This is a genomic window from Tetragenococcus koreensis (assembly GCF_003795145.1).
GTDB classification, from domain to species: domain Bacteria; phylum Bacillota; class Bacilli; order Lactobacillales; family Enterococcaceae; genus Tetragenococcus; species Tetragenococcus koreensis.
Map to the genome: position 1 here is coordinate 379,788 of NZ_CP027786.1, position 24,646 is coordinate 404,433.

Sequence of the window (24,646 nt, forward strand, 5' to 3'; positions counted from 1 at the left end):
TATGAAAAATAGATATAAAGTAGAACAGACCAAGGAAAATTATTTTCATTTTTACTTACCTATTTCTGCGGAGGAGCAAGAAATAAAAGTATTTTTAATGAAAAATTTGCACGATACTCAGCCAGAATTTTTATTAAGCACGGAAAAAGAAAATTTCGATATTGAGCTAAAGGAACTTTCTTATCGTCCTTATTTTTTGATTAAAACTAACGATAGTCAATATATTACAGCAGAACGGACACTACCTGTTGAAGGTATGAATAACTTTAGAGATATGGGTGGCTATGAAACTCAATCAGGAGAAACAGTAAAATGGGGCAAACTTTATCGTTCAGATCATATTTATAATGCTACAGAAAATGGGATTGCCTATTTACAAACGTTAAATATCCACACCATTCTCGATTATCGTAGTAACGTAGAGACAAAAAAATATCCTAACAAGCGAATTGGCGATCAAGTAAAGACCTATCAAATCGATCCTTCCGCGCACGCAGCTGAGCTGGCAGCTCAATTTCAGTCTTCCAAAGAAGATGAAGATGCAAATTTAATTAATGAAATTATTGAGCAAAAAGAAAAGGGAACCTTAGTAGATCATAGTAACGTTGTCTTAACGCAATATCGTACTTTTGTTAATAAAAAAGAATCGAAGGAAGCTTTTTCTAAAATGTTGCATGTCGTCGCTGATCCTAATGCTCCTGCTGTGGTGCAACATTGTAGGGGAGGAAAAGATCGGACAGGCTTTGGTTCAATGTTAGTTTTAGGAACACTGGGAGTAAAAAAAGAAGATTTAGTGGAAGACTATCTCTTAACGGCAAAAAATCGTATCGAACGAAATCGGGCCAAAATGGAAGGTTATAAAAAACTAACGAGCGATCCTGTGGTATTGGATCAATTATATTCTTTTATTGATACCAAACCGGAATTTATAGAAGAATCAATTGATACCATTATCGGCCAGTATGGTACCATTGAAAATTATGCTAAAGAAGAATTACAATTAACAGAACAAATGGTTCAGCAAATGAAAAAAATGTATCTAGAATAGTACGGAGGAAAAATAGTGAGTTTTGAAAGTACAGATGAACTTCGTATTTTAGCAGATGAACCTAGGCTGCAATCTCTGTTCCTTCTTTTATTTCGTCATGAAGGTTATTTTACCAGTATGCGATTAGCAGAAGAACTAGGTGTAACTTCTCGAACAATTAAGTCTGATATTTTACTATTAAAACAAATATTTCATACAGAAGATATATTTATTGCTTCTAAGCCTTCCAAAGGCTATAAGTTAGAAGTTACGGATAAAGGAACTGAAAATAAGATTAAACAATTTTTTCAAATTTTTCCTTCGATTTCAAGTGAAAGTGAATTTGATCATCGGGTTCGCTATGTTATTCGGCGTTTGTTATCTGCCGATGAACCGGTAAAAATGGAAGACATTCAAGCGGAACTTTCAGTTAGTTTTTCTTTAAATCACGAAATGCAAGAAGTTAAGAAGATGCTTGCCAAATATGATCTACATTTAAAATCGCGCCCACATTATGGGATGTATATTGAAGGCGCATTGTTTAAAAAGATTATGGTGACTGTACGAATGTATCGTTACTTTGATAAAAGTATCAATAATGATTTTGGTATTACAGCTTATAATCAATTATTTTCTTGCGATGAGCTCGAAAAAACAGCGATAAGAGGAACTTTTTACGAAACGATTATCCACTCACGTATTGTTTTTTCAGATATTAATGCAGAACGTTTCATTATCTATTTGCTGTATTTTCGTAACCAAGTATTACAAGAACGTTCGCTTCAGTTATCTTTACCGACAATCGATTTTGATTATCGCGCAACAGATGAACATGGGTTGGTTGTAGAACTCATTCAAAAATTGAAAATAAAATTTGTTGGCTTTGATTTTTCTGATGAGGTTGTTCAGTTTTTAACTTATATTGCGATTTTTAGTACCGATTTATATCGCTTTGTTGATTGCAGCAAAGAAAACTATAATACATTGGTTTCACTAGCAGAAGAAATAAGAAATTTTATTTTAAAAGGCGTCTCACAATATTTGCAAATCGACATTTTTGATGACTATACTTGTTTAAAAGACTTGTTAAAAATAATGATTCCTATTAGCTTAAAAATAAAATTAGGGGTTTCTGATAGTATTGATCTTCGTTATAAAGATTTCAAAAACGAAGGGACACAGTCGTTAATTCGTTACTATAGTTCATTAATTTATCAGAATTTCTTTAGTACTTATGGTTATTCTTTTTCAGAAAGAGAAAAACAACTTATTTTTTCCACTATTTCGGGCGTGATTAATCGAATTAGCTTAAGCCATCGTAAGTTACGTTTAGCAATCATTGCTATTGATGGGCGTTTGGCCACGCAACCTTTAAAGTTCAATTTACAACATTATTTTTCTGAGTTTATTGAACGGATCGAAACGAAAGTTTTGTATGAATTAGAAACACTAGAAAATCAAAAATTTGATTATTATTTGTGTTCAGATTATGGGAAAAAATTAAACATTACGTGCGAGCCGATTTTTTATATTGAAGAAGAAATGGATGAATTTGCGTATACCGATTCGTTGAAGCATATATTCTTTCAAGCTTATGATTATGATAAAAAACTTCCTGACATTTTATTAAAAAATATCAGCTCAGTTGATAAAAAAGCATTTAACAAGGTAACAACAGAAACTTTTATCCAAAATGAAGCGGTGCAAGTTCATTTTGATTTAAACGCTAAAGAAGAAGAATTTACGATTTTTCGTGTAGTTGAAAGTGTTGATGAGAAAAAATATTATATCAACATCAAAACACAAATTGCTGGAGAAAAACAAAAATTAAAAATGTTAGTGAATATTATCGATCGGATAATGGCAGCTCCATTAAAGTTAGATACGGTTAATAGTGAGCAGACAATAAGTTATAGCCATTTCTTAATTGATTAGTAAGTTCATTTCATAAAACCAAAAATCGTTCCACTTGTAAAAAAAGGCGGAGCGATTTTTTATTTTACTAAAAAAAGATATAGATAGTTTTTCTTCCTCTCGTGGGAAATCAGGGGAGTGTGTACGCCGCTCTAGAGCTTTAAAAGTATCATTTTTAATCATTTGTTTTATCGGCTAACTGAAAATCCAACCAAACAGGGTTATGGTCAGAATTGATAAACTCCTCATCCTCAACTTCGACCGCTTCAACAGTAAGGTTATCTGAAAGAATAAAACCATCTAGCAGTGATACATAAGAACTTCCTTTTTCATAAGGGGTATCCAACTTGCGAGTAGAAGGTACCTTTTCTTCCGCTAAGTTATCCTTTGGAATATGAAAATTTTCTGGTAAACTCTCTTCTGGAAAGGGCTGGTCCCAACTATGCCGGTTTTCGGTAGTTGCAAAAATTTCAGGACTATTTCCCAATAAATCATGATTGTAGTCACCGCCAACTATGACATAGTTATCTTTTTGATACTCTGTTTCCATGATGTCAAAAAGTTTTTGCATCTGTTGTTCTTGTACTACAGGATCTTTGGTATAAGCAGATAGATGAACATTAATTGCCAATAATTCTTTTTGATTTTCTACTGGAATACGACTGACAGTAAATGCACGATCTAGGTCGAAAAACTTATTAAAATTCGTTTCGATTGGAAGCGAGTAACGGGTTGCTTGCAAAATGTTGCTTTGACTCAACGTAACTAATCCAGAAGTGGCTTGTCCAATTGGTTCTAAGAAAGGATAAAATAAATAGGACGAATCATAATTTTGACCATAAACACTACTTTTTTGAGCAAAACTTTTTTGTAAAAAGTCAACTTCGTCTACATGTTGCGAACGATCGCCATCTTGATCGACTTCCTGGAAAAAAGCAATGGTTGGATCAATATTTTCTGTTGTTTCCACAATTCCTTCCATGTTTTCTAAAACTGTTTTACGATCTTTTGCTCGCGCACTTTCACCGCCATCCATAAAAAAAGTGTAGTCAGAAGTGTAAGCACCGTAACCAATGTTAAAAGTCATCGCACGCAAAGTTTGCTCAGTCGGTAGTTTTTCTTTACTATTTTGTTTTGGCTCAAGCGCAATGTTATCCGGCAAACGATCGTAATCAACATATAAATAGACAATATAACCCAAAAGTAGCAATAAAATAAAACCTAGAATAGTTCCCACTGTATAAAATATTTTTTTCAATATTTTACCTCCTTGTTTTATTAAATCATACCAGAAGTTGTGGGAAAAATACTATTCTTTTATGAAGTGAGGTAAATTGATAAGTTCCATGAAAAATTCATGTTTTGTCTGTCATTAGTAAAAGTAATTAATTGATTTTCTTTGATTAAAAAATATTTTTAGTTGAATTCGAAGACAATGCTATGTTCTTTACAAGTGAACAGAACTAGTAGGAACACGAAAGAACTTAATAGGCATGTAATTATTATTTCTAACCCTTTAATTTATTGATGTTAAATGGATAGAAAGTGTCTATTTTCACATTATATAGTTAGAAAGAAAGCGATTGCACACTGTGATCTACTGTGCTATACTTTTTCCAGTGGTATAGGCCTATACTTTTAATAATAAATTTCTTTGCTTTTTAATTAAGGTAAGAACTTTTTAACTCTTATTGTTATTATTGATTTCTTACTAAGAAAGAAGGAACAACTATATGCAAAAAAATAACAATTCCGATGAAGGTTTTGTCGAAAAACATTTAATGCCAATTGCTGTGAAGTTGAGTACTTTTAAGCCATTAATTGCAATACGTGATGGTATTACTCTCGCTATGCCACTAATTATTATTGGTTCAGTATTTTTGATTTTAGGAAGTTTTCCAATTACAGCTTGGACAGATTGGATCGCAAATACTATATTTAATGGTGTGTCTATTGCTGATATTTTCACTAAAATCACCAACGGTTCTTTTGGTATTTTAGGATTAATTGGTTGTTTTGGAATAGCATCCAGTTATTCAGAACAACATAAAACAGATGGTAAAGCTGCTGGCGTGATTGCAGTAGCGGCTTATTTCGTTGTTACGCCCAGTATTTTGACCGGCGATGATACACCTTTAGAAGGAATACCTTACGAATATTTGGGAAGCCAAGGTTTATTTATTGCGATTATTATAGGGCTTATTTCAGGTGGGTTGTTTCAATGGTTTATTAATCATGATATTCAAATCAAAATGCCAGAAGCCGTTCCACCTGCAGTAGCATCCAGTTTCAGTGCATTAATCCCTGGAGCTGTGATTATTACCCTTTTTGGTGCGGTATACGCCGTTTTTGCTTGGGCCGATTTGGGAAACATACATGATTTAATTTTGAATGTATTGTCTGGTCCATTAGGTTTATTAGGAGATACTCTCGTCGGTACGATTATTGCAGTCATGCTTAATAGCCTTTTTTGGTTTGTTGGAATTCACGGTGCCAACGTTGTTAATAATATTATTTCTCCCATTTGGTTAATGAATACGGACGCTAACCGACAATTATTTACTGAGGGAATTTTAGATCTAGAACATCAGGGGCATATCATTACGCAGCCGTTTATTGATAATTTCGTATTTATGGGAGGAGGGGGAGCTACTTTAGGGCTTGTAATCGCAATAACTATATTAGTAGCAATGAGAAAAGCCAGTAAACAAATGAAAACGTTAGCGCCATTGACGCTAACGCCGGGAATATTCAATATTAATGAACCAACTATGTTCGGTATGCCAATTGTTTTAAATATGAGCTTAGTTATACCGTTTATTCTTGCGCCAGTAGTTAATGCTATAACAACTTATACAGCTATGTCATTAGAATTAGTTCCACTTAGTACTGGAGCAGTAGTTCCGTGGACAATGCCACCGATTCTTTCGGGTTTTTTAGCAACAAATAGTATTGCAGGTTCGGTTTTACAAGGTGTTAATTTGATTATTAATATACTAATTTATCTACCGTTTGTTTCAACATTTAATAAACAATTACGTTTAGAAGAAGCAGGAAAACTTACGGAATAAAAAATATGGAGGAAAAAATAAATGGCAAAAAGGTTAATTAGCGCAGATACTAGTGATGTCATGCAAATGAATGGTGCTGAGTTAAAGCAGAGTATAAAAGCCAGTGAAGGACGTGTAATTGTTAGTGAGAATGTGGTTGTTCATGAAGCAATTGACGGTTTGACAACTTCAGAACTTGCGGCAGCGTTTGGTGCTGATCTGATTTTATTGAATGCTTTAGACGTACTTAATCCTGTAATATTAGGACTATATCCAGGGGAAGAAACGTTGGCTACAGCGAAACCACATCATGACAAAAAAAGTATTCGACGGCTGCAAGAATTAGTAGGACGCCCGATTGGAGTCAATCTTGAACCGGTCGATCCGGATGCTAAAATGGCAGAAGATCGTTTGGAAATTCCACAAGGGCGCAGAGCAAGTGCCGAAACTTTAAAAGAAGCTGAACAATTAGGGCTCAATTTTATCGTTTTAACAGGAAATCCTGGCACCGGGGTAACTAATGCGCAGATTGCTGAAAATGTTGCAATTGCTAAAGAAAATTTTAGCGGAATGGTTATTGCTGGCAAGATGCACGGTGCCGGAGTAGACGAGTCAGTGGTTAGTAAAGAAGCAGCAGCAGAATTTTTAGACGCAGGTGCTGATGTACTTCTCGTTCCTGCCATAGGTACAGTGCCAGGATTAGATGAAGCAGAACTAAAGGGCATCGTGGAACTAGCTCATAGCCGTAATGGGTTAGTGATGAGTACAATTGGGACAAGCCAAGAAGGCAGCGGATCTGGTTTTCTTGAAAATATTGCTATTCGCAATAAGATATGTGGCGTTGATATTCAACATATTGGCGATGCTGCCTGGGGCATTCAATCTCCATTTGAAAACATTTATCCTTTGAGTAAAGCAATTCGTGGAGAAAGACATACAATTCAACGAATGGCACGTTCTATTAATCGTTAAGTAAATAAACATCGCAAATTGGTTAATTTTCCAATTGCGATGTTTATTTTTTTGGAATTATAGCTAAAATTCTTAAATACTCATACGATATTGCGAATCGTAACTTATTTTGTTAGTATACAGTATTGTTTATATAATTTTTCAGAATATTCCGAACGAAAGACTTGCAACTTGTTTTGGAAATGTAGTAGTTATTAAAAAGTAGAGGATGGAAGCGATGGACTATAAGAATGTAGCAAGGGAGATCTTAGAAAATGTTGGTGGAGCAGAAAATGTAGAACACTTGACTAATTGTGCAACTAGATTGCGTTTTACCTTATATGATAATGATTTAATCAATACAGAACAGTTAAACAAAATTGACGGCGTGATCAATGTGGTAAAAAGTGGGATGCAGTATCAAATTATTATAGGACCTAATGTTGGGAATGTCATGATGGAAATAGAAAACATGGGCATTAGTGTAAAAGGGGTTGAACAAAAGAAAGCAGCAAAACATTCTAGGCTTGATCGATTTTTTGATGTTATTTCAGGGATATTTACTCCGATCATCCCGGCTTTAACAGCTGCTGGTATGTTAAAAGCAGTATTGGTTTTACTCGATTTTTTTAATTTATTGGGAGCAACTTCTTCTACTTATCTGTTTTTTGAGTTTGTTTCAGATTCAGCTTTTTATTTCTTACCGATATTTGTTGCTATTTCAACAGCAATGAAATTTAAAACGAATTTATTTATTGCAGGAATTCTGGGAGCGGCTCTGATCCATCCAACCTTTGTTGAATATGTAGCCAAAGGAGACTCGGTTTCTCTATTTGGTTTAGATGTACCACTTGTGTCTTATATTTCTGGGGTCATCCCTTCAATTTTAGCAGTATGGTTCATGAGCTATGTTGAAAGATTTGCTGATCATGTATCCACCTAAAGCGGTCAAGTTTTTGCTTAAGCCACTTCTAACTGTTTTAATTGTTACCCCAATTACTTTTTTTGCTTTTGGGCCCATAGGCGCATATATTGGAGACATTTTAGCTTCTTCCTTTGATAGTTTAAATCAAGTTGCTCCTTGGTTAGTTGCTACTTTAATGGGTGCTTTTTTCCCGCTTTTAGTCATGACAGGAATGCATTGGAGTTTTGTCCCTGTTGTTGTGGTTCAATCTTATGCTACTTACAGCTATGAAGCGATTATGGGCCCTGGTAGTTTTGTGTCTAACATTTGTCAGGGGGCGAGCGCATTAGCTGTTGGAATAAAAAGTAAAAATACGAAACTGAAGCAACTTGCTTCTTCTGCGGGTATTACTGCGTTATTAGGTATTACAGAACCAGCAATGTTTGGTGTAACGTTAAAAGTTAAAAACGTTTTATACTGTGTAATGGCTGGGGGAGCAGCAGGCGGGCTTTATTCTGGATTACAAGGCGTAGTTCGTTATACTTCAGGAACGCCAGGTTTAGCTAGTTTTGCTGTATTTATTGGAAAAAATCCAATGAACATTGTCCATGCTTTTATTTCAGTTGGAATTGGTTTTTTAGTAACGTTTGTTTTGACTTGGTTTTTTGCCGACGTAAAAAAAGCAGACGCAGAGGAATAGGACGTATTTTTTATCATAGTATTACAAGCTCAACCATGGTATACTCCTATTTAAAAATAACTGAAAGAAGGAATGGCGATGAATTTAGAAGAAGCAAGAAAACTGATTGATCAAGCAGATAAAGAGTTGGTGCCTTTGATTGAACAACGGATGAATGCGGTAGTGGAAGTGGGCAAATACAAAAAAGAACACAATTTACCCGTTTTAGATGAGAGCCGTGAAAAGGCTGTGTTGGACAAAATTGGTAGCTATACAGAAAATAAAGACTTTGAAGATTCAGTTCGTAAAATTTTTCAAGCGATTATGGATACGACAAAAGAGTATCAACAAGAAAAAATTATTGATAAAGAATAGTTTTTTGAGTGGTCATTAGCGAATTTTAGTGTCGTAATATAGTTGAAAGAAGTTGGAAATTTTATGAAAAATAGGAAAACGCCAATTATGGTTTTCGCTTTACTTGCGATTTTCTTATTCCGTTTTGTTCCGGCGCCAGCAGGGTTAAGCTCGGATGGTATGCAGGTTGTCGGAATCTTTTTAGGAACATTGTTACTATGGATTTTTGTTGGAATTGATTGGCCGAGTTTGTTATGTTTGGCAGCATTAACGCTGGTTCCAACGTTGGATCCAGCACAAGTTTTTGCCTCATCTTTTGGAAATGAAACATTTACCTTTTTACTTTTTACCTTCATGTTGACTTATGCATTATCGCAGACAACTATCATTAAGCGCATTGCATTAACTTTTATTACAAGTAACTGGGCACAAAAGGGTGCTTGGCAGCTGGCGCTATTATTTTTGTTATCGGTATTGTTGATGGGGCTATTTATTTCACCAACGGTTTTATTTTTTATTATGCTGCCGATTTTAGAAGAAATCTATGAAATTTTAAGCCTTAAAAAAGGGAGCTCTTTTGCTTCTATGCTAATGATTGGTTTAGTGGTTTCTTGTTCCTTATCGTCGGGTATGACACCGATTGCCCATGTTTTTCCGGTAATTGCATTAGGCGTTTTTGAATCAATTGCTAATGTGACAATAAGCTATGCAGGTTATATGGCTTTTGCGATCCCAGCAGGGTTATTGATCTTTTTGTTCATGTTATTACTTTTCCGTTTTGTTTTAAAACCTGATATGACACAATTTAAACAATTAAATAAAGCGGATTTTAAACAAACAGTATCTGACCCAATTACTAAACGCGAAAAAATCATCTTGTTCGTTTTTACTGTTGTTATTTTATTATGGGTGGCACCAGGCATTATCGCACCGATTCTACCAGGTGTAGCGGAGCTAATTGAAAGTTTTGGGACAGCAATACCGCCACTTGCTGGAGTTGTTGTTTTAGCAATGGTACGTTTAGAAGGTAAACCATTACTAGTTATTAATGAAGCCATCACTAAAGGAGTTTCTTGGCCAAGCTTGATTATGGCTGCTTCAACTTTAGCTATCGGCAGTGCGCTAACTAATGAAAAAATTGGTTTGATTGCTTATGTATCAAACGTTATGGCGCCCATTGCACAAGGGCTTGCACCGTTGTTGATTGTTGCACTGTTCATTACTTGGGCAACGTTTGAATCCAATATCGGATCGCACATGGTTACGGCTCAAGTTGTCACTTCTGTGGCTGTGCCTATTGCACTTTCTTCCAATGCGATCGAAGCAGCATCGTTGGCCGCAGTAATTGGTTTGGTAGCATCGATCGGCTCAGCAACACCGCCTTCGATGCCATATGTCGCTATCGCTGGGTCATCAGGCTGGACCAACACGGTGCAGATGCTGAAATATGGCATGTTAATCGCTGTAGGTACGATCTTTATTGCGTTACTGATCGCCTATCCGTTAGCGAATGTATTTATTAATGTATAGTTTAAAACATCCAATAAGCTATTATAGCTTTTTGGATGTTTTTATTTAGCTAAAATCAAAGATTATTAAAATTGATAATCTCATCGCACCATTCGGAGGATAGCTCGACATCATGGGTAATGATCGCTATGATCGCCTCTGTTTCTTTCAACATATTTAATAATTCACCAAAACGTTGCATATTAACATAGTCTAAGCCGCTGGTAGGCTCATCAAAAATGATCAATTTTTTTCCCGATAACATGGCAGATGCGATGGCAACTCGTTGTTTTTGACCGCCGGATAAACTCATAGGATGGCGTTCTTCTACGTCCAACAGATTAAATTTTTCTAATACATGATTTTTTTGTTCAGGGTATTTCGCATTTAGTAAAACTTCTTCCGAAACGGACTCACTAAATAATTGGTAATTGGTGTCTTGCATAACTAAAAAACTTTTTTTCACTAATTCTTTGGAGGAGATTGATTGACCTTGCCATAAAATTTTTCCCGCTAAAGGTTTTAACAATCCCGTTAACGTATTCGCCAAGGTTGTTTTTCCTACACCGTTGGGGCCAATGAACCCTATAATTTTGTTTTGGCTCATTCCAATAGTAATCTTTGATAAGATGGGTGAATTTTTTTCATAACCAACACTTAAATCTTTTGTTTGTAGTAAATAGGAACCTTGGGAGACTGTAGAAAGCTGTTCTTTTTCTGCTAGCGTTTGACGTTTTTTTGACAAATCCATGGCTCGAAGGCCCATTTGTCCTAATTCGTCATTTGTCAGTTGATTAAACGCATCACTTTCCCATTTTTGGACTAGCTCGCCTTCTTCAAATAGCACATAGCGGTCAACTAAATCCTTGGTCCAAGCCAAGCGGTGCTCTGTAAGAATAATTGTGACGCCTTCCTCTTTTTTTTTCTTTATGATGGCTTTTATTTGTTCTACTGCATGGTGATCTAAATTACTCGTCACTTCATCTAGTACAAGCACTTTAGGTTGAAGTGTATTGGCAGAACCCATAGCAATTTGCTGCTTTTCGCCACCAGATAGTTTGAATATATCACGGTCAAGCAAGTATTCAATATCCAGTTCTTTAGCTGTTTCATCAATACGCTTGGCAATTTGCTCGGAAGGCTTACCAACATTTTCAAGAGGAAAAGCCAGTTCATAGGTTGTATTCTCAGTGAAATGTTGCGTTTTTGGGTTTTGAAAAACACTTCCAACCACCGGAACATATTCCTCAATGGCAGCTTCTCCTGCAACTAATCCGCACGTTTCAACATGACCGGTCAATTCACCTTCAATATAGTTGGGGCTGATGCCATTTAACAAGCGGCTAAAAGTCGTTTTGCCACTACCACTTTTTCCACAAATAAGCACACACTCACCTGGAGTGACTTTTAGATCAATCGTTTTTAAAAATGGCTCGTCGGCATGCAGAAAACGAAAGGAGCTGTTTTCACTATTGATGACAAGTTGTTTCAAAATATTCCTCCTAGATAAATGATAATGGGAACTAGTGCAATAACCATGTAGATAAAATCAACTTTAGTCATACGAAGATTGATAATGGATGTTTGTTTCCCCGGAATACTCAATCCTTTCGTTAAAGCAGAAATGGTTAAATCTTGAGCCACTTGGCTTGCATTCATTAGCAGGGGGATTAATATAAATTCAAAGGTTTGGATCGGTTGTTTAACAAAAGCAACTGGACCTCTTTCAATTCCTCGAAATGCCATTGCGTTTCTGATTTGACGATAGTCTTCGCGTGCTGTTGGGAAAAAACGAAAGATAACGGAGAAGGGCACAATAAAAAATTTAGGAAAATGCCATTTCTTAAATAAACTGATCCATTCTCCTGAATGTGTTAGTTTTATTGCATAAATTCCCACGATCATCCCAGGAATTAATTCACGAAATCCATTGGCAACCATTGAAAGTGGATAAAGTAACACAGCGTTATTGATATTGGGCAAAATAATAAAAGCGATAAACAATTGCAAACTATACACAATGCCAATTCTTAGGCCCCATTTAAACTGCTTACTTATAAAAAAAGGAACGACTAGAATAATAACTGTGATTACTTCGATAAAAATGCTGATATCTAAAAATAAAATGATTTGAGATATCAGTAATAAATAAAGGATTGTTCGCGGATCAAAATGAAAAGCCATTAGACAATTCCTGCTTTTTCGAAATGCTTTTTCATCATTCGTTGACCAAATAAGCCACCAATAATTGCTGCAATAATAAGCAACACAAAAACTACGATTCCTGTATAATCAGCAATGCTTGCAAAAACATTTTCAATATAAGCTGCATCTTTGCCGCGCTCCTTAAGATTTGTTACATAGCTATCTGTACTAAATAACAATTGAACTACCGGACCTACAGTGTTAAAGGAAAACACAATATAACTAAGTAATAACCCCATTTTACTTTTATATTTGAAAACATAGGCAATAATATCTGCAAGCAAGGCAGAAATAACGCCTGGAATTAAGGCGGAAGGGAATAGCCCACTTAAGAAGAAAAATATGCCTAAAACACTGCCCATAATCGTAATGGCACCAAATTTAGGAACCTTTGCCGCCATTAACATAAAGATTGTTCCAGTAAGCAAAGCTGCTAGAACAGGGGAGTAAGAATAGGAATAGCCCGGAATAAGCAGGACCACCAGCATTTCAGCAATCCCAACTAATACAAAATATAATGCTGAATAAATTCCTATAGAAATTAAATCTGTTGTACGTATTGTTTTACTTTTATTTTTACTCATAGTTACCTCCAAATGAATCTTTTACGTATTTCATCCGTTTATTATACGCCAGTTATCGGTTAAATTACAGGAGGTTAGCGTTCATTTTAAATTTTTAATGATAGAACAATGAATTCCTGAGTTATTTATGTTTTTATGAAATAATGTTTCAATTTTATGTGATTTATTCAATCGATAATTTTCTTTTTGGGAATAACATTTCAAAAAAACCGCAAAATGATTGAAAGTGTATTTTGTAAACGCTATAATAAAAATGAGAGGAGGGAGAAGATGAAACCAGAAGAACAACCACTGCGAATTCCTAGACTTTCGATTAAAAGTAGTTTTTTAGTATTAGCTTCTTTACTATTAGGCGGAATAATTATCCCTTATTTACTGACATTATTAGGGATTGGTTTTAAAACAGGAGTCATGATTATATTACCTGTTAGTCTAGCATTTTCATTAGTGTATAGCCATTATTATTTAGAAACAAAGCAAGGTTTTTGTAAGCGTTTTATTGTAGCTTTAGTTGTAGCAACGGTCGCTTTGGAACTAATGTCATATGTCTGGTTAGTAGAAGGGTTTATCTTCTAAAACAAAAGAAAAGAGGGGAAATATGTTAGACAAATTTACCCAGTGGATTGAAAAATATCTGGGAGGGCCAATGGCTAGTATTGCCAACCAACGTCACTTACGTGCGGTTCGTGACGGGATTATTGCCGCATTACCCTTAATTATTGTAGGATCGTTTTTCATGATTGTTGCTTTTCCGCCACTCCCTGAATCCTGGGGAATTACACAATTCTTGACCGCAAACGCGGAAACGATTTTACTTCCTTATCGTATGTCAATGTATATTATGGCGCTATATGCCACATTTGGAATTGGCGCGAGTTTATCGAAAAGCTACGATCTCGACCAAGTAGCTGGAGGGATTTTAGCAGTCACTGCTTTTCTATTAACACTGGTTCCTGTATCCATTCCTGAAGAAGCCACTGAAATTGCTGGTGTTGAGGGATTTGTACTGCCCATTGCAAACCTTGGTGGAGAAGGAATGTTTGTTGGAATTGTTACCTCGATTATTGCTGTGGAAATCTACCGTTTGACAGATAAATCAAATTTCAAGATCACAATGCCTGAACAAGTGCCTCCTGCAGTTGCCCGTTCTTTTGAAGCATTGACACCTACGTTAATTGTTATTTTACTGATTGGTTCTATTACTTATTATATAGGTTTTGATTGGCATGCATTTATAGGAAACTTAATTAGTCCATTAATCAGTGCAGCAGATTCATTACCATCTGTTCTCTTATTAGTTTTATTGACAACGTTTTTCTGGTTCTTTGGTATTCACGGATTAGCGGTAATCGGTTCGATTGCACGTCCGCTTTGGTTACAATTATTAGAGCAGAACTCTTCTGCACTAGCTGCTGGAGAATCATTACCTACTATTGGAGCAGAGCCGTTCTATCAATGGTTTATCTGGATTGGTGGTGCAGGAGCGACGATTGGATTAGCTATTTTACTGGCTTTCCGTTCGAAATCTCAATACGGTTCGAAACTAGGAAAAACTATCCTTGCGCCAGCGATTTTTAATATCAATGAGCCTGTTATTTTTGGGGTGCCTATCGTGTTAAATCCTATTTTAATGATCCCATTCATTGGTGCACCTGTTGTACTAGCAACGATTGCCTGGTTTGCTACAAGTCTCGGTTTTGTAAACGCAGTAACTGTTACTGCTCCTTGGACATTGCCAGGACCCATTGGCGCCTTTTTGGCAACCAATGGTGATTGGCGAGCCGCTGTTTTAAATGTTGTGTTAATTATTATTGCTATTTTGATATACTATCCATTTTTCAAAGTTTATGATAAAAATGAACTTGCTAAAGAACAAGGGTCGGCTGAAAATTAATATAGGAAATTCGGGTTGTTTAGTTGCAGCCCGTTTTTTAGATCCAAGACTAAGTGCAAAGTTTATTGAGACAAGACTTTATAGTAATAGGAGTATAGTTTTCTTAGCTGGAAAAGTGATTCGTTTTTCATAGGTTCCACCATTATCCATAACTATTGGAGGCACATCAAGAAAGATGCCACCAATAAATTATCGATTGGTGGTACATCAAGAGAGTTGCCACCAATAAATTATCGATTGGTGGTACATCAAGAAAGATGCCACCAATAAATTACCGATTGGAGGCACATCAAGAGAGTTGCCACCAATAAATTACCGATTGGAGGCACATCAAGAGAGTTGCCACCAATAAATTACCGATTGGAGGCACATCAAGAAAGATGCCACCAATAAATTACCGATTGGTGGTACATCAAGAAAGATGCCACCAATAAATTATCGATTGGAGGCACATCATTTAATGTCCCACCAATATGTTTGCAGATTGGAGCCACATTGACTGATATCCCATCAATAGCGCTGCGATTGAAAGTTAAACTGCTTTTTTTTCAAATATTGAGAGCCAATTTTCACTTTTATTTATACGAAACTATGCAAGCAGTTCTTTTTTTCAAAAAAATTGTTTATGTTATAGTAAGAAGAGTAAGAACGCTTACATATGTATTTAAATAAAGGAGATTATTATTGATGGAAATTAAGCAAACGGTACCAGATGAATTATTGACTTCAAACGCACATGAGCTTGAGCCTGGCCAAGCGGAATTGATTGGTTATGCGAAAAGTACGGAAGATGTCAGTGAGTTTATGAAAAAAGCGAACGACGCAGGTAAAAAAGTGATCACGATTGGAGCACATACCGGATTAACTGGTGCAACCTATCCTCATAAAGATGAATGGTTTTTAAGCCTTGCCGAAATGGATCAGATTGTATCTTTGGATAAAGATACATTGACTCTTAATGTGCAAGCGGGTGTGACGCTGGCACAAATTCGTGATTATTTAGCAGATACGCCTTATTTTTATGCGCCAGATCCTGGAGAAAAGTCTGCCACAATTGGCGGTACGGTCGGTACGAACGCGGGTGGCATGCGAGCTATTAAATATGGTGTGACCCGTGATAACATCCGTGGTTATGATGTTGTCTTAGCAAATGGCGATATTATTCACGCGGGGAGTTTAAATCAAAAAAATAGTTCCGGTTATGATTTAAAAGATCTTTTCATTGGTTCAGAAGGGACGCTGGGTGTTATTACTGAACTGCAATTAAAGCTGATTCCTAGACCACGACATGAAAGTTCGATGTTAGTTGGTTTTGAGAAGTTGGAAGATTTAGCTCCCACGGTTTATGAAATTTTGAATTCACCCGTAGAACCGGTGGCATTGGAATTATTAGAGAAAAATTCGGTCGGCTATGCTGAAGATTATTTACAAGTGGAAATGCCAAAACAAGAAGGAGCCGCCTTCTTACTTTTGACCTTAAATTCTAATGATGAAAAAGCGCTGACACGCGAGCTGGAAGAGGTACGTTCGATTGTTAATTCAGCGGGTGCTTTAAATATACGTGATATCGATGAAAAAGAAGCGCAGTTAGTTTGGAACATTCGCGATCATATTTTAACCGGGATTTATGCTGCAGCGACTACCAAAATGTATGATCCAGTTGTTCCAACACGTTACGTTCCAGATTTAATTATTAAATCAAAAAAATATGCAGATGAAATGGCAATTTCCAGTGCGTTTTTTGGTCATGCTGGAGATGGCAACATTCATATTTGTGTCTTACAAGAAGACTATGACGACCTTAAATGGAAAGACATGTTGGTAGAATACGAAGAGAAACTTTATCCTTTAATTGCTGAATTGGGTGGTTTGCCTTCAGCTGAGCACGGGATTGGTTTAGAAAAGAAAGAATACTTACCATATTTCTATACGGAAGAATATATGAATACGCTGAAGGCGGTTAAAAAAGCACTAGATCCGAAAAATGTGTTAAATCCAGGACGAATTTTTGATTTGTAAAAAAGGGTTGACCTGTTATTTCGAATCAGGTATGATAATCACAATTATTAAACAAGGAGGAGAGCCATTATGCAAATATCTTACGCAAACAATGTTGTACAATCTTGGCAAAACTGGCGTAGTATGTTGTATTGATGGATCTCATTTATCCATAGATACAACGATTTAGACGAGCACTCTAAAACTTTGTATCTATGCCGGACAAAATCAATCTTATGGCCGCATAGATCAGTCATCTATGCGGTTTTTGTTTTTTAGCAATGATCGCAGGATTGTTGCTTTTTTTGTATAGTGAAAATAAGCAAGCAAAGCGATCGTAGTGCCTTTCATTTCTAGTTTTTTAAATAAAGAAAGTGAGGAATAAGGATGAAAAACAAAGGGTTGATATTAAGTGTTGGCGTCGTACTTATGATACTAGTTGGTAGTGTATTTGCTTTTGAGTTAGGAAAAAGAAATACAGGGAGTGCGCAAACAGAAGAAATGCAAACGGTAGGTATTTTACAATACGTTAGTCATCCTTCATTAGATGATATACGCCAAGGCGTGGAAGATGGCCTGGCACGGTCAGGTTACAAAGAAGGCGAGAATATTGAGATTGAATTTCAAAATGCGCAAGGAGATCAAAGTAAACTAGCAACGATGAGTCAACAATTGATCGACGGCTCCCCAGATATCTTGGTGGGAATTGCAACACCAGCTGTTCAAAGCTTGGCAAATGAAACCAGCGACATCTCTATAATGTTAGGTGCTATTGCAGATCCAGTTGGTAACGGTTTGGTTGATTCGATGGAAGAACCAGGAGGAAATATGACCGGCGTTTCTAATCAGGTGCCGATCGATCAGCAATTAGAGTTAGCTAAAAAACTTTTACCTGAAGCAAAACAAATGGGGATCCTTTACTCTTCTTCTGAAGATAATGCGAAACCACAAGTTGCAGAAGCCGAAAAAGAAGCCAAAGAACAAAACTTTACGACAGAAAAATATGCCGTACCTTCATCAAATGAAATTCAACAAACGATCCAAGCAATGGACAATGTCGATTTTATATATATTCCCAATGATAATACAATGGCCAATGCGATGTCGACGATTGTTAATGAAGCAGATAAAAAAGATATCCCAATCATCCCATCAGTTGATATTATGGTTGAAGAAGGCGGCGTCGCTACGGTGGGGATTGATCAACATGAATTAGGCGTAAAAACGGGCGAAATGACCGCTGATATTCTTGATGGAGCAGATCCCGCTGAAACACCTGTCTATGTTTACAATGAAGGTGAAACCTATGTCAACCGAGAACAAATAGAAAAATACGACATTGATTTACCTGAAACAATTGAAGAAGAGGCAGAATTTGTGGATGAGGAGTAGAGGAAATATTTGTGTTACAGCTTCCGAGGTTATTTAGATGGAAACTTATTACTGAAAATTGTTACGTGGACAGGCTAGACGAAAGTGAAGCGCATAAGAGTGACAAAACTATGTGCTAAAAAGAAAATAAGCACGTAAGAACGGTAAACTAGTGGGGTTAACCGAAGCTAAGCACGTAAGAATGGCAAAGCTATGAGCTTAAATGAAGAAAAGGAACGAAAAAAGTTGATTTAAGCTAAATTAAGCACGTAAGAAGGTAAAAATAGTGTGCTAAAAAAGAAACAAGCTCATAAGAACCACAAAACAGTGGGGTTAAATTAAGCTAAGCACGTTAAATTAGCAAAGCTATGAGCTTAAATGAAGAAAAGGAACGAAAAAAGTTGATTTAAGCTAGATTAAGCGCATAAGAATGCCAAAACAGTGTGGAAAAAAAGAAATAAGCTCATAAAAATGACAAATTAGTGAGGTTAAATCAGGCTAGGCACGTTATTTTGTCAAAATTATGAGCTTAATTGGAGATAAGAAACAGTTAAAGTTCCATTGAAATGCTAATAAGTTATTTGCGAATAAGATGTTTCGAAATTCCTTACTGTGCAAACATTTGACAGTTATAATTTCCCCCGAAATCTGATATTATTTTGAAATATTTGCGTTCTTCCAATTTTTTCTTTCAGCTAAACGTTCGAAATATTCTTTCTTCTCAGCAAACCAATAGTCAAATATTATACCTTCGTTTTTATAACCTGATCGAGAATTTGGGCTACCCAAACGTTCGAAGTATTTTTCTAGCACGTATTCTAAGTAACGTTCATTTAAATCTTGACCAAAGAATATTCTTAGCTGCGATCGTTTCAAGTTTTGATTATGAAAAATTACGCCATATTCACAAATTGTGCGAATAAAGGCGATCACTTTTGCTTCGCTATACCCACAAGGACAGCTTACGGTATGTCTATTTTCGTTCATGTTAAATTGATGACAATTTGGACAACAGATTCCTTTTTGTAAAGTATCCATTTTTTCAAGTGGGAAAATCTCTTTTGTTCGATAAGGAGCGATTTCATAGTTTCGTATAGCAGATTTCCAGTCTTGTAATTGTTTATTAGTAGTATTTTGCTTTAATTGAAGTAGCCAAGTTGAAATATCAGTAAAGTTTAAGACTGTTTCCTTTAAATTATCTTCTACAGTTAGGCTAGATTCTGGGTTCATAAACGCTAAAACGCCTTGGACCTTCAATGGAATTTGATGATCATATAAAACGTTTTGGATAATGCGTACTGCGCGACGTAGCTGTTCAAAGTTGTTATTTGCTAAAATTTTTTCGCCAAGGTACCATTCACCGTTTTTGAAAATATAATGGCCTCGATAAAATTTCATATCGATCAAATAGATAATAGAGCCAATGATTAAAAGTTTATCAATTTGGACGACGCTACCTTGATATTCCAAGGTTATATCATCTAAGCAATCAACTTCTGCGCCCAATATAGATTCTACTAATAGGTCCATGTTTTCTTCGCCTATAACCCCGCGCTGTAATTTTTGTAAAAGCGCCTGCTGCTCGGGATTTAGTTTCTTTCTTGTGGCTAATGTTTCTAGAAATTGTAATTTATGCGGCTTTCTTCTCATAATGACCTCCTTAATTTTACTTTCATTAATAAATACGCAAAAAAAGGAGATTTCCATTAAAAAAGTTTCTCGTAAAGTAAATTTTTACGAGAAACTTTGATTAAAGCTAAATATTCAAATAATAATCCTCTTCTTTAAGTATTGGTTTGACTTTTGTAAAAAGATATTTAAAGAGGAAACTAAAGCCGATCGGAGCAGCGGCAAAGGCAATAACAGATTTCAGTAAAGTAGAAAATGTCCAACCGTTTTCTGATAAGTTCATATAATTAATGGGTCCGATTAAACCACTAAAACCAAAACCGGCTGACATTGGTGAGCCTTGGATATTCCACAAAGCAGCTAAGACGCCACAACATGCAGCTGTACAAATGATCGGTAACAAAATTAATGGTTTTTTTAGAGCATTGGCCATCGACATTTTAGGTGATCCGAGAAAATGGGCAAAACTAGTCCCTTTTGTATTGACATGCCAACCCATAATAGCAAAACCAAAACCAGTAGCACAAATCCCAATATTAGCAGCTCCTGAACCAATGCCGCTAAGTGAGATTGCCAAAGCAATCCCAACGGTAGTAATAGGTGAAACGATCAAAACCGAGAAAATAACAGCTAATAAAATACTCATAACAATAGGTTGCAAGTCCAACAATTGTGCAATGCCTTGGCCGATCCATTCAGTAATTTTTAATATGTAAGGCAGGATTAATCGCCCAATAATTCCAGGAATAATCAAGGAAAGAGCAGGAATAACTAAGATTGTATATGCTTTTAACTTATTTCCTAAAAATAAAAGCATACCACAAACCATAGCTGCCGTTAGCCCCATATTAATAATGTCGCCGGTACCTTCTAACAGCATCCCATCTGGCGTAAAATGAACTGCTCCCGAGGCAAACATGGTAGCAAGCCCTACAGCGGCAGATTGGATAGGTGGAAACCGAAAGTTGATACCAATTAAAATACCGATAACAATACCCATCATCGAATTGGAAAGATTTACTGCATTAAGAACGTTCACTAAAAATGGGAAGGTAGGTAAGAGTGCCTTACAAAGTTCGGATAACAAAGCACTTGGAATTAAAACAATGACTGTACCAATAGCTAAGCCATTTAAAATGTTCATGATAAATTCTCTTGGGGTTACTTTTTGAGTCATAGGAGACTTCCTCTCTGAAAATGAAATTAGATTACAAAAAATATTAGTGACTGGAGTAGTTATTTTTTAATTGGTAAATAAAAGAATAGCATCTTTTTCTGAATTTTGAAACATTTATTTGATTAAATAATAACGTTCATGTCAAAAGCGAACAGAAATTCTTATTTATTGTTTTCCTTACTATAAAAACTTATACTTACAGTAAGAATAAACGCATTTTTATAAAAGGAGTGAGCAAGAGTGAGGAAGGTTGTTTTTTACGGTGCAATTAGTTTGGATGGATTTTTGGCAGATGAAAAAGATCGGTTAGACTGGTTATTTGATACAGATTTGGCTGGAGAATCAACATATGAATCGTTTGAAGATAAAGTTGATACAGTTGTTATGGGGCGTATTACTTATCAAGAAGCAAAAAAAATGATGGGCGATGAACTATTTTATCCTGGAAAAGAGAAAATAATTTTTTCTCAAACGCAAAAAGGGACAATTGAAGAAGGACAGTTTGTTTCTGGCGATGTCACTGAAATATTAAGATCTCTGAGAGAACAGTCAGGGGAAATGATTTGGATTGTTGGTGGCGGAAACTTACTAAAACCGCTTTTGGAAGAAAATTTAATTGATGAATACTGGATTCAAATTGCGCCTGTCCTTTTAGGCAAAGGAAAGCGACTATTCGAAGAAGGAAACTACAATTATCGCTTAGAATTTGTAGAAACAACACAAATGGGTGAGTTGACTGAACTGCATTTTAGGAAAAAAGATTGAAAATTACTGAATTGATTTATAGTAAAAAGATTTTTCGATTTAAGAAATTATCGGATTGTGAGCTAGTCAGGTGTAAAAAGACTAACTCAATCTAAAAAATGAATCACACAAGTTAATAGCTATTTCTCTTCTCGTTGCTTTCTTAGCCAAAAAAATTTATACTTATTGAAACAATAATTTCTTTAAAGTAAGGAGGTTAAGAATGTCGTTAACAATCAAAGATGTCGCTGAAAAAGCCGGTGTTTCAGTGACAACAGTTTCTCGAGTGTTGAATGATCGGGGCTATATCAGTGCCAAAACGCGTAAAAAAGTGATGACAACTATGGAAGAATTAAATTATACGCCTAATGAAATGGCACGATCTTTTTTGTCGAATAAGACACGATTTATTGCTCTGATTGTGCCAACAACTGAGAACCCTTTTTTTGGTGAATTAACCTTTCATATCGAAAAAGAGCTTGCCCAAAAAGGTTATAATCTGTTCATTTGCAACAGTCTAAACGATGTCGATAATGAAAAAAAATACCTACGGTTACTACAAGAAAAACGTGTGGATGGTGTTATCGTAGGGTCACACAACATAAACATCAACGAATATGAATATTTTGAAAATAAAATCGTAAGTATCGAACGAGAATTAACAGCACATATCCCTATTATCCAGAGTGATAATTATTTAGGAGGAAAACTCGCTGCTCAAGAGTTGGTCGATAAAGGCTGCAAAAGAATATTATGTATTCGTGGAGATCAACACATCAAAACGCCAGCAAATGACCGTGCTACTGCCTATAAAGATGTAATGGAAGAGAATGGCTTAAATTATAGCTTTAAAGAAGTTCCCTTTCAATTTCAAGATCAAGAAAAAGAGGCGTTAATTGACCAGATATTTGCAGGAGAAGTTGTATATGATGGTATTTTTGCCGGTGATGATATTATCGCGAAAATGTGCATTAATAGCGCAATAGCACATGGAAAATCAGTTCCGGAAGAATTAAAAGTCATCGGATTTGATGGTACCAAAATTGTTCGTCAGTTAAATCCAGAATTAAGTACCATTATTCAGCCAATTGAAAAGTTGGCACAAAAATCAGTAAAAATTTTATTAGCCGTATTAAATGAGGAAAAAGTTAACCAAGTGACTAAATTGTCTGTAAAACTTCTAGCTTCGAATTCAACTAAAAGATAATTTTTAGAACACACTCACAACTGAAAACGTTGAGAGTGTTTTTTTAAATAAAATATGTCAAAGGATTGACATATGGTAACGATTGACATATACTTATTTCAGTTAATAAAACGGTTACATAAATCAAGGAGGAGTTGAAGTGAAATTAAAAAAAGTAATAGCTGTTTTGGGCATTTTTATCGTGTTTCTTGTTGGTTGTGGTAATAATGATGATTCTGAAAATGCAGCTAATGATCAGACAATATCAGTTTGGGTTCATGTTTCTCGTGAAGAACCAGAAGGTCAAGCAATGGAAGAATCAATCGAAAGATTCAACGAAAGCCAAGATGATTATACGGCAGAAATTCAATTTATTCCACGTTCTGGCTCTGGAGGAGGGTATGAGGATGTAATCAATGCGGCGCTCACGACAGATACATTGCCTGACGTTTTAACTGTAGACGGTCCAAATACTGCTGCTTATGCTCAATCAGAGATCTTACAACCTATTGATCAGTACGTTTCTGATAAGGATGACGTTTTACCTAGTATTATTGAACAAGGTATGTACGATGATCAATTGTATTCGATGGGGTATTCTGAATCTGGTATTGGTTTCTATTATAACATCGATATGTTGGAACAAGCTGGAATAGATACAGATGCTCTACCAACTGTTGACGAACCTTGGGATTGGGACGAGTTCAATCATATGCTGGAAACGTTACATGATCATTATAAAAAACCCATTTTAGATATGGGATTTGATGATCAATCAGAATTTTTGTTATATGCTTACACGCCATTTTTGTGGTCAAATGGAGGGGAAATAACTAATGAAGAGCAAACAGAAGCAGTTGGTTATTTTAATTCAGAAGAATCACATGAAACATTCTCATTTATCCGTCAGCTTGTTGAAAACGACTATTCGACTATTTCTCCAGTTGAATATGGATTTCATACAGGAGAATATGCATTGCTGATGAGCGGTTCTTGGACTATGCAAGAACTAGATGAAGAATATCAAGATATTAACTATGGGATTATGCCTTATCCGGTCTCTTCAAACACGCATGAGCTAGTCAGTCCTACTGGAAGTTGGGCATATGGTATGTCTGGTACTACAAGTAATCCAGAGGGAGCAGGAGCGGTAATTGACTTTTTGACACAAGAAGAACAAATGTATCAAGTCAGTATGGCTAATAGCGTATTGCCTGCTAGATATTCAGTTGCAGAACGTATGGTAGAAGAGGTTAGCGAACCGATGCAATTATTAATTGAGCAAAACACTAAAACTGGTCGCGCTCGTCCATCTATTGTGAACTATCCGCAAGTTAGCCGAGCCTTCCAAGAAACGGTTACAGAAACCACTTATTATGATTATAGTCCTGATTTACAAGAGATACTTGATACTAAAGCCCAAGAAATCGAAGTGTATTTAAATCAAGAAAATTGATAAAAGGAGGTAAA

General features: G+C 35.9%; 21 protein-coding genes. 15 read left to right on the forward strand and 6 right to left on the reverse strand.

Going from position 1 to position 24,646, the window contains the following annotated elements:
- Position 1 precedes the first annotated feature (1 nt).
- Positions 2 to 1,048 carry a tyrosine-protein phosphatase gene (locus tag C7K43_RS01910; RefSeq protein ID WP_124005301.1) on the forward strand — a complete coding sequence of 349 codons (1,047 nt, stop codon included), beginning with the start codon at positions 2 to 4 and terminating at the stop codon, positions 1,046 to 1,048.
- Between the two features lie 15 nt (positions 1,049 to 1,063).
- Positions 1,064 to 2,962, forward strand: coding sequence for an HTH domain-containing protein (locus C7K43_RS01915; protein WP_157977720.1), 1,899 nt, complete (start codon positions 1,064 to 1,066; stop codon positions 2,960 to 2,962).
- A 154-nt stretch (positions 2,963 to 3,116) separates the two neighbouring features.
- Here C7K43_RS01915 and C7K43_RS01920 read toward each other — a convergent pair whose 3' ends face one another.
- Entirely contained in the window at positions 3,117 to 4,199 is a 1,083-nt protein-coding gene (locus C7K43_RS01920) for an endonuclease/exonuclease/phosphatase family protein (RefSeq protein ID WP_124005303.1), read from the reverse strand.
- A gap of 475 nt (positions 4,200 to 4,674) precedes the next feature.
- On the opposite strand from C7K43_RS01920, the gene C7K43_RS01925 reads away from it, so the two are divergent.
- From C7K43_RS01925 to C7K43_RS01950, 6 genes are all read left to right on the forward strand, one after another.
- Positions 4,675 to 6,012: a PTS sugar transporter subunit IIC gene (locus C7K43_RS01925; protein WP_124005304.1), complete on the forward strand. Its 1,338-nt coding sequence runs from the start codon at positions 4,675 to 4,677 to the stop codon at positions 6,010 to 6,012.
- 21 nt (positions 6,013 to 6,033) lie between these two features.
- On the forward strand, positions 6,034 to 6,963 hold the full coding sequence (locus C7K43_RS01930; protein ID WP_124005305.1) for a DUF7916 family protein: 930 nt from the start codon (positions 6,034 to 6,036) through the stop codon (positions 6,961 to 6,963).
- 217 nt (positions 6,964 to 7,180) lie between these two features.
- Entirely contained in the window at positions 7,181 to 7,885 is a 705-nt protein-coding gene (locus tag C7K43_RS13555; protein ID WP_168711981.1) for a PTS transporter subunit EIIB, read from the forward strand.
- Between the two features lie 13 nt (positions 7,886 to 7,898).
- On the forward strand, positions 7,899 to 8,546 hold the full coding sequence (locus C7K43_RS13560) for a PTS transporter subunit EIIC (RefSeq protein WP_157977721.1): 648 nt from the start codon (positions 7,899 to 7,901) through the stop codon (positions 8,544 to 8,546).
- 78 nt (positions 8,547 to 8,624) lie between these two features.
- Entirely contained in the window at positions 8,625 to 8,900 is a 276-nt protein-coding gene (locus C7K43_RS01945; RefSeq protein WP_124005308.1) for a chorismate mutase, read from the forward strand.
- 63 nt (positions 8,901 to 8,963) lie between these two features.
- Positions 8,964 to 10,409 carry an SLC13 family permease gene (locus C7K43_RS01950; protein ID WP_124005309.1) on the forward strand — a complete coding sequence of 482 codons (1,446 nt, stop codon included), beginning with the start codon at positions 8,964 to 8,966 and terminating at the stop codon, positions 10,407 to 10,409.
- Positions 10,410 to 10,464: 55 nt separating this feature from the next.
- On the opposite strand, the gene C7K43_RS01955 is transcribed toward C7K43_RS01950, so the two are convergent.
- From C7K43_RS01955 to C7K43_RS01965, 3 genes are read right to left on the reverse strand one after another with little or no spacing between them, the layout of a single operon-like run.
- On the reverse strand, positions 10,465 to 11,880 hold the full coding sequence (locus C7K43_RS01955; RefSeq protein ID WP_124005310.1) for an ABC transporter ATP-binding protein: 1,416 nt from the start codon (positions 11,878 to 11,880) through the stop codon (positions 10,465 to 10,467).
- Positions 11,877 to 12,572, reverse strand: coding sequence for an energy-coupling factor transporter transmembrane component T family protein (locus C7K43_RS01960; RefSeq protein ID WP_124005311.1), 696 nt, complete (start codon positions 12,570 to 12,572; stop codon positions 11,877 to 11,879). Before C7K43_RS01960 ends, C7K43_RS01955 begins: the two co-directional genes overlap by 4 nt.
- Positions 12,572 to 13,177 (reverse strand): MptD family putative ECF transporter S component, encoded by a 606-nt coding sequence (locus tag C7K43_RS01965; protein WP_124005312.1) that lies wholly within the window; start codon positions 13,175 to 13,177, stop codon positions 12,572 to 12,574. Before C7K43_RS01965 ends, C7K43_RS01960 begins: the two co-directional genes overlap by 1 nt.
- Positions 13,178 to 13,447: 270 nt before the next feature.
- Between C7K43_RS01965 and C7K43_RS01970 the strand changes: the two genes are divergently transcribed.
- The 4 genes from C7K43_RS01970 to trpX all read left to right on the forward strand — a co-directional run bounded on the left by C7K43_RS01970 (position 13,448) and on the right by trpX (position 18,461).
- Positions 13,448 to 13,753, forward strand: coding sequence for a hypothetical protein (locus C7K43_RS01970; RefSeq protein ID WP_124005313.1), 306 nt, complete (start codon positions 13,448 to 13,450; stop codon positions 13,751 to 13,753).
- 22 nt (positions 13,754 to 13,775) lie between these two features.
- Positions 13,776 to 15,071 carry a PTS sugar transporter subunit IIC gene (locus C7K43_RS01975; protein WP_124005314.1) on the forward strand — a complete coding sequence of 432 codons (1,296 nt, stop codon included), beginning with the start codon at positions 13,776 to 13,778 and terminating at the stop codon, positions 15,069 to 15,071.
- Between the two features lie 687 nt (positions 15,072 to 15,758).
- Positions 15,759 to 17,090 (forward strand): FAD-binding oxidoreductase, encoded by a 1,332-nt coding sequence (locus C7K43_RS01980; protein ID WP_124005315.1) that lies wholly within the window; start codon positions 15,759 to 15,761, stop codon positions 17,088 to 17,090.
- Positions 17,091 to 17,456: 366 nt separating this feature from the next.
- Positions 17,457 to 18,461: a tryptophan ABC transporter substrate-binding protein gene (gene trpX, locus C7K43_RS01985; protein WP_124005316.1), complete on the forward strand. Its 1,005-nt coding sequence runs from the start codon at positions 17,457 to 17,459 to the stop codon at positions 18,459 to 18,461.
- A gap of 633 nt (positions 18,462 to 19,094) precedes the next feature.
- Here trpX and C7K43_RS01990 read toward each other — a convergent pair.
- Both C7K43_RS01990 and C7K43_RS01995 read right to left on the reverse strand, forming a co-directional pair.
- A complete protein-coding gene (locus C7K43_RS01990; RefSeq protein WP_157977722.1) occupies positions 19,095 to 20,090 on the reverse strand; it encodes a nuclease-related domain-containing protein in 996 nt (331 codons plus the stop codon).
- 106 nt (positions 20,091 to 20,196) lie between these two features.
- Complete coding sequence (locus C7K43_RS01995; RefSeq protein ID WP_124005318.1) at positions 20,197 to 21,246, reverse strand: PTS sugar transporter subunit IIC; 1,050 nt, start codon at positions 21,244 to 21,246, stop codon at positions 20,197 to 20,199.
- Positions 21,247 to 21,486: 240 nt separating this feature from the next.
- Here C7K43_RS01995 and C7K43_RS02000 point away from each other — a divergent pair, with 240 nt between their 5' ends.
- The 3 genes from C7K43_RS02000 to C7K43_RS02010 all read left to right on the forward strand — a co-directional run bounded on the left by C7K43_RS02000 (position 21,487) and on the right by C7K43_RS02010 (position 24,632).
- Positions 21,487 to 22,011, forward strand: coding sequence for a dihydrofolate reductase family protein (locus C7K43_RS02000; RefSeq protein WP_124005319.1), 525 nt, complete (start codon positions 21,487 to 21,489; stop codon positions 22,009 to 22,011).
- A 202-nt stretch (positions 22,012 to 22,213) separates the two neighbouring features.
- Positions 22,214 to 23,197, forward strand: a complete 984-nt coding sequence (locus tag C7K43_RS02005) for a LacI family DNA-binding transcriptional regulator (RefSeq protein ID WP_124005320.1) — start codon at positions 22,214 to 22,216, stop codon at positions 23,195 to 23,197.
- Positions 23,198 to 23,336: 139 nt separating this feature from the next.
- Positions 23,337 to 24,632, forward strand: coding sequence for an ABC transporter substrate-binding protein (locus tag C7K43_RS02010; protein ID WP_124005321.1), 1,296 nt, complete (start codon positions 23,337 to 23,339; stop codon positions 24,630 to 24,632).
- The last annotated feature ends 14 nt before the right edge of the window (positions 24,633 to 24,646 follow it).

Bases quoted from the DNA above. Each gene is read 5' to 3' on its own strand.
- C7K43_RS01930 (WP_124005305.1), top strand. From the start codon at position 6,034: ATGGCAAAAAGGTTAATTAGCGCAGATACTAGTGATGTCATGCAAATG.
- C7K43_RS01995 (WP_124005318.1), bottom strand. From the start codon at position 21,246: ATGACTCAAAAAGTAACCCCAAGAGAATTTATCATGAACATTTTAAAT.
- C7K43_RS01975 (WP_124005314.1), top strand. From the start codon at position 13,776: ATGTTAGACAAATTTACCCAGTGGATTGAAAAATATCTGGGAGGGCCA.
- C7K43_RS01950 (WP_124005309.1), top strand. From the start codon at position 8,964: ATGAAAAATAGGAAAACGCCAATTATGGTTTTCGCTTTACTTGCGATT.
- C7K43_RS01965 (WP_124005312.1), bottom strand. From the start codon at position 13,177: ATGAGTAAAAATAAAAGTAAAACAATACGTACAACAGATTTAATTTCT.
- C7K43_RS01960 (WP_124005311.1), bottom strand. From the start codon at position 12,572: ATGGCTTTTCATTTTGATCCGCGAACAATCCTTTATTTATTACTGATA.
- trpX (WP_124005316.1), top strand. From the start codon at position 17,457: ATGAAAAACAAAGGGTTGATATTAAGTGTTGGCGTCGTACTTATGATA.
- C7K43_RS02005 (WP_124005320.1), top strand. From the start codon at position 22,214: ATGTCGTTAACAATCAAAGATGTCGCTGAAAAAGCCGGTGTTTCAGTG.
- C7K43_RS01910 (WP_124005301.1), top strand. From the start codon at position 2: ATGAAAAATAGATATAAAGTAGAACAGACCAAGGAAAATTATTTTCAT.
- C7K43_RS01970 (WP_124005313.1), top strand. From the start codon at position 13,448: ATGAAACCAGAAGAACAACCACTGCGAATTCCTAGACTTTCGATTAAA.
- C7K43_RS01945 (WP_124005308.1), top strand. From the start codon at position 8,625: ATGAATTTAGAAGAAGCAAGAAAACTGATTGATCAAGCAGATAAAGAG.
- C7K43_RS01990 (WP_157977722.1), bottom strand. From the start codon at position 20,090: ATGAGAAGAAAGCCGCATAAATTACAATTTCTAGAAACATTAGCCACA.
- C7K43_RS01980 (WP_124005315.1), top strand. From the start codon at position 15,759: ATGGAAATTAAGCAAACGGTACCAGATGAATTATTGACTTCAAACGCA.
- C7K43_RS01925 (WP_124005304.1), top strand. From the start codon at position 4,675: ATGCAAAAAAATAACAATTCCGATGAAGGTTTTGTCGAAAAACATTTA.
- C7K43_RS13555 (WP_168711981.1), top strand. From the start codon at position 7,181: ATGGACTATAAGAATGTAGCAAGGGAGATCTTAGAAAATGTTGGTGGA.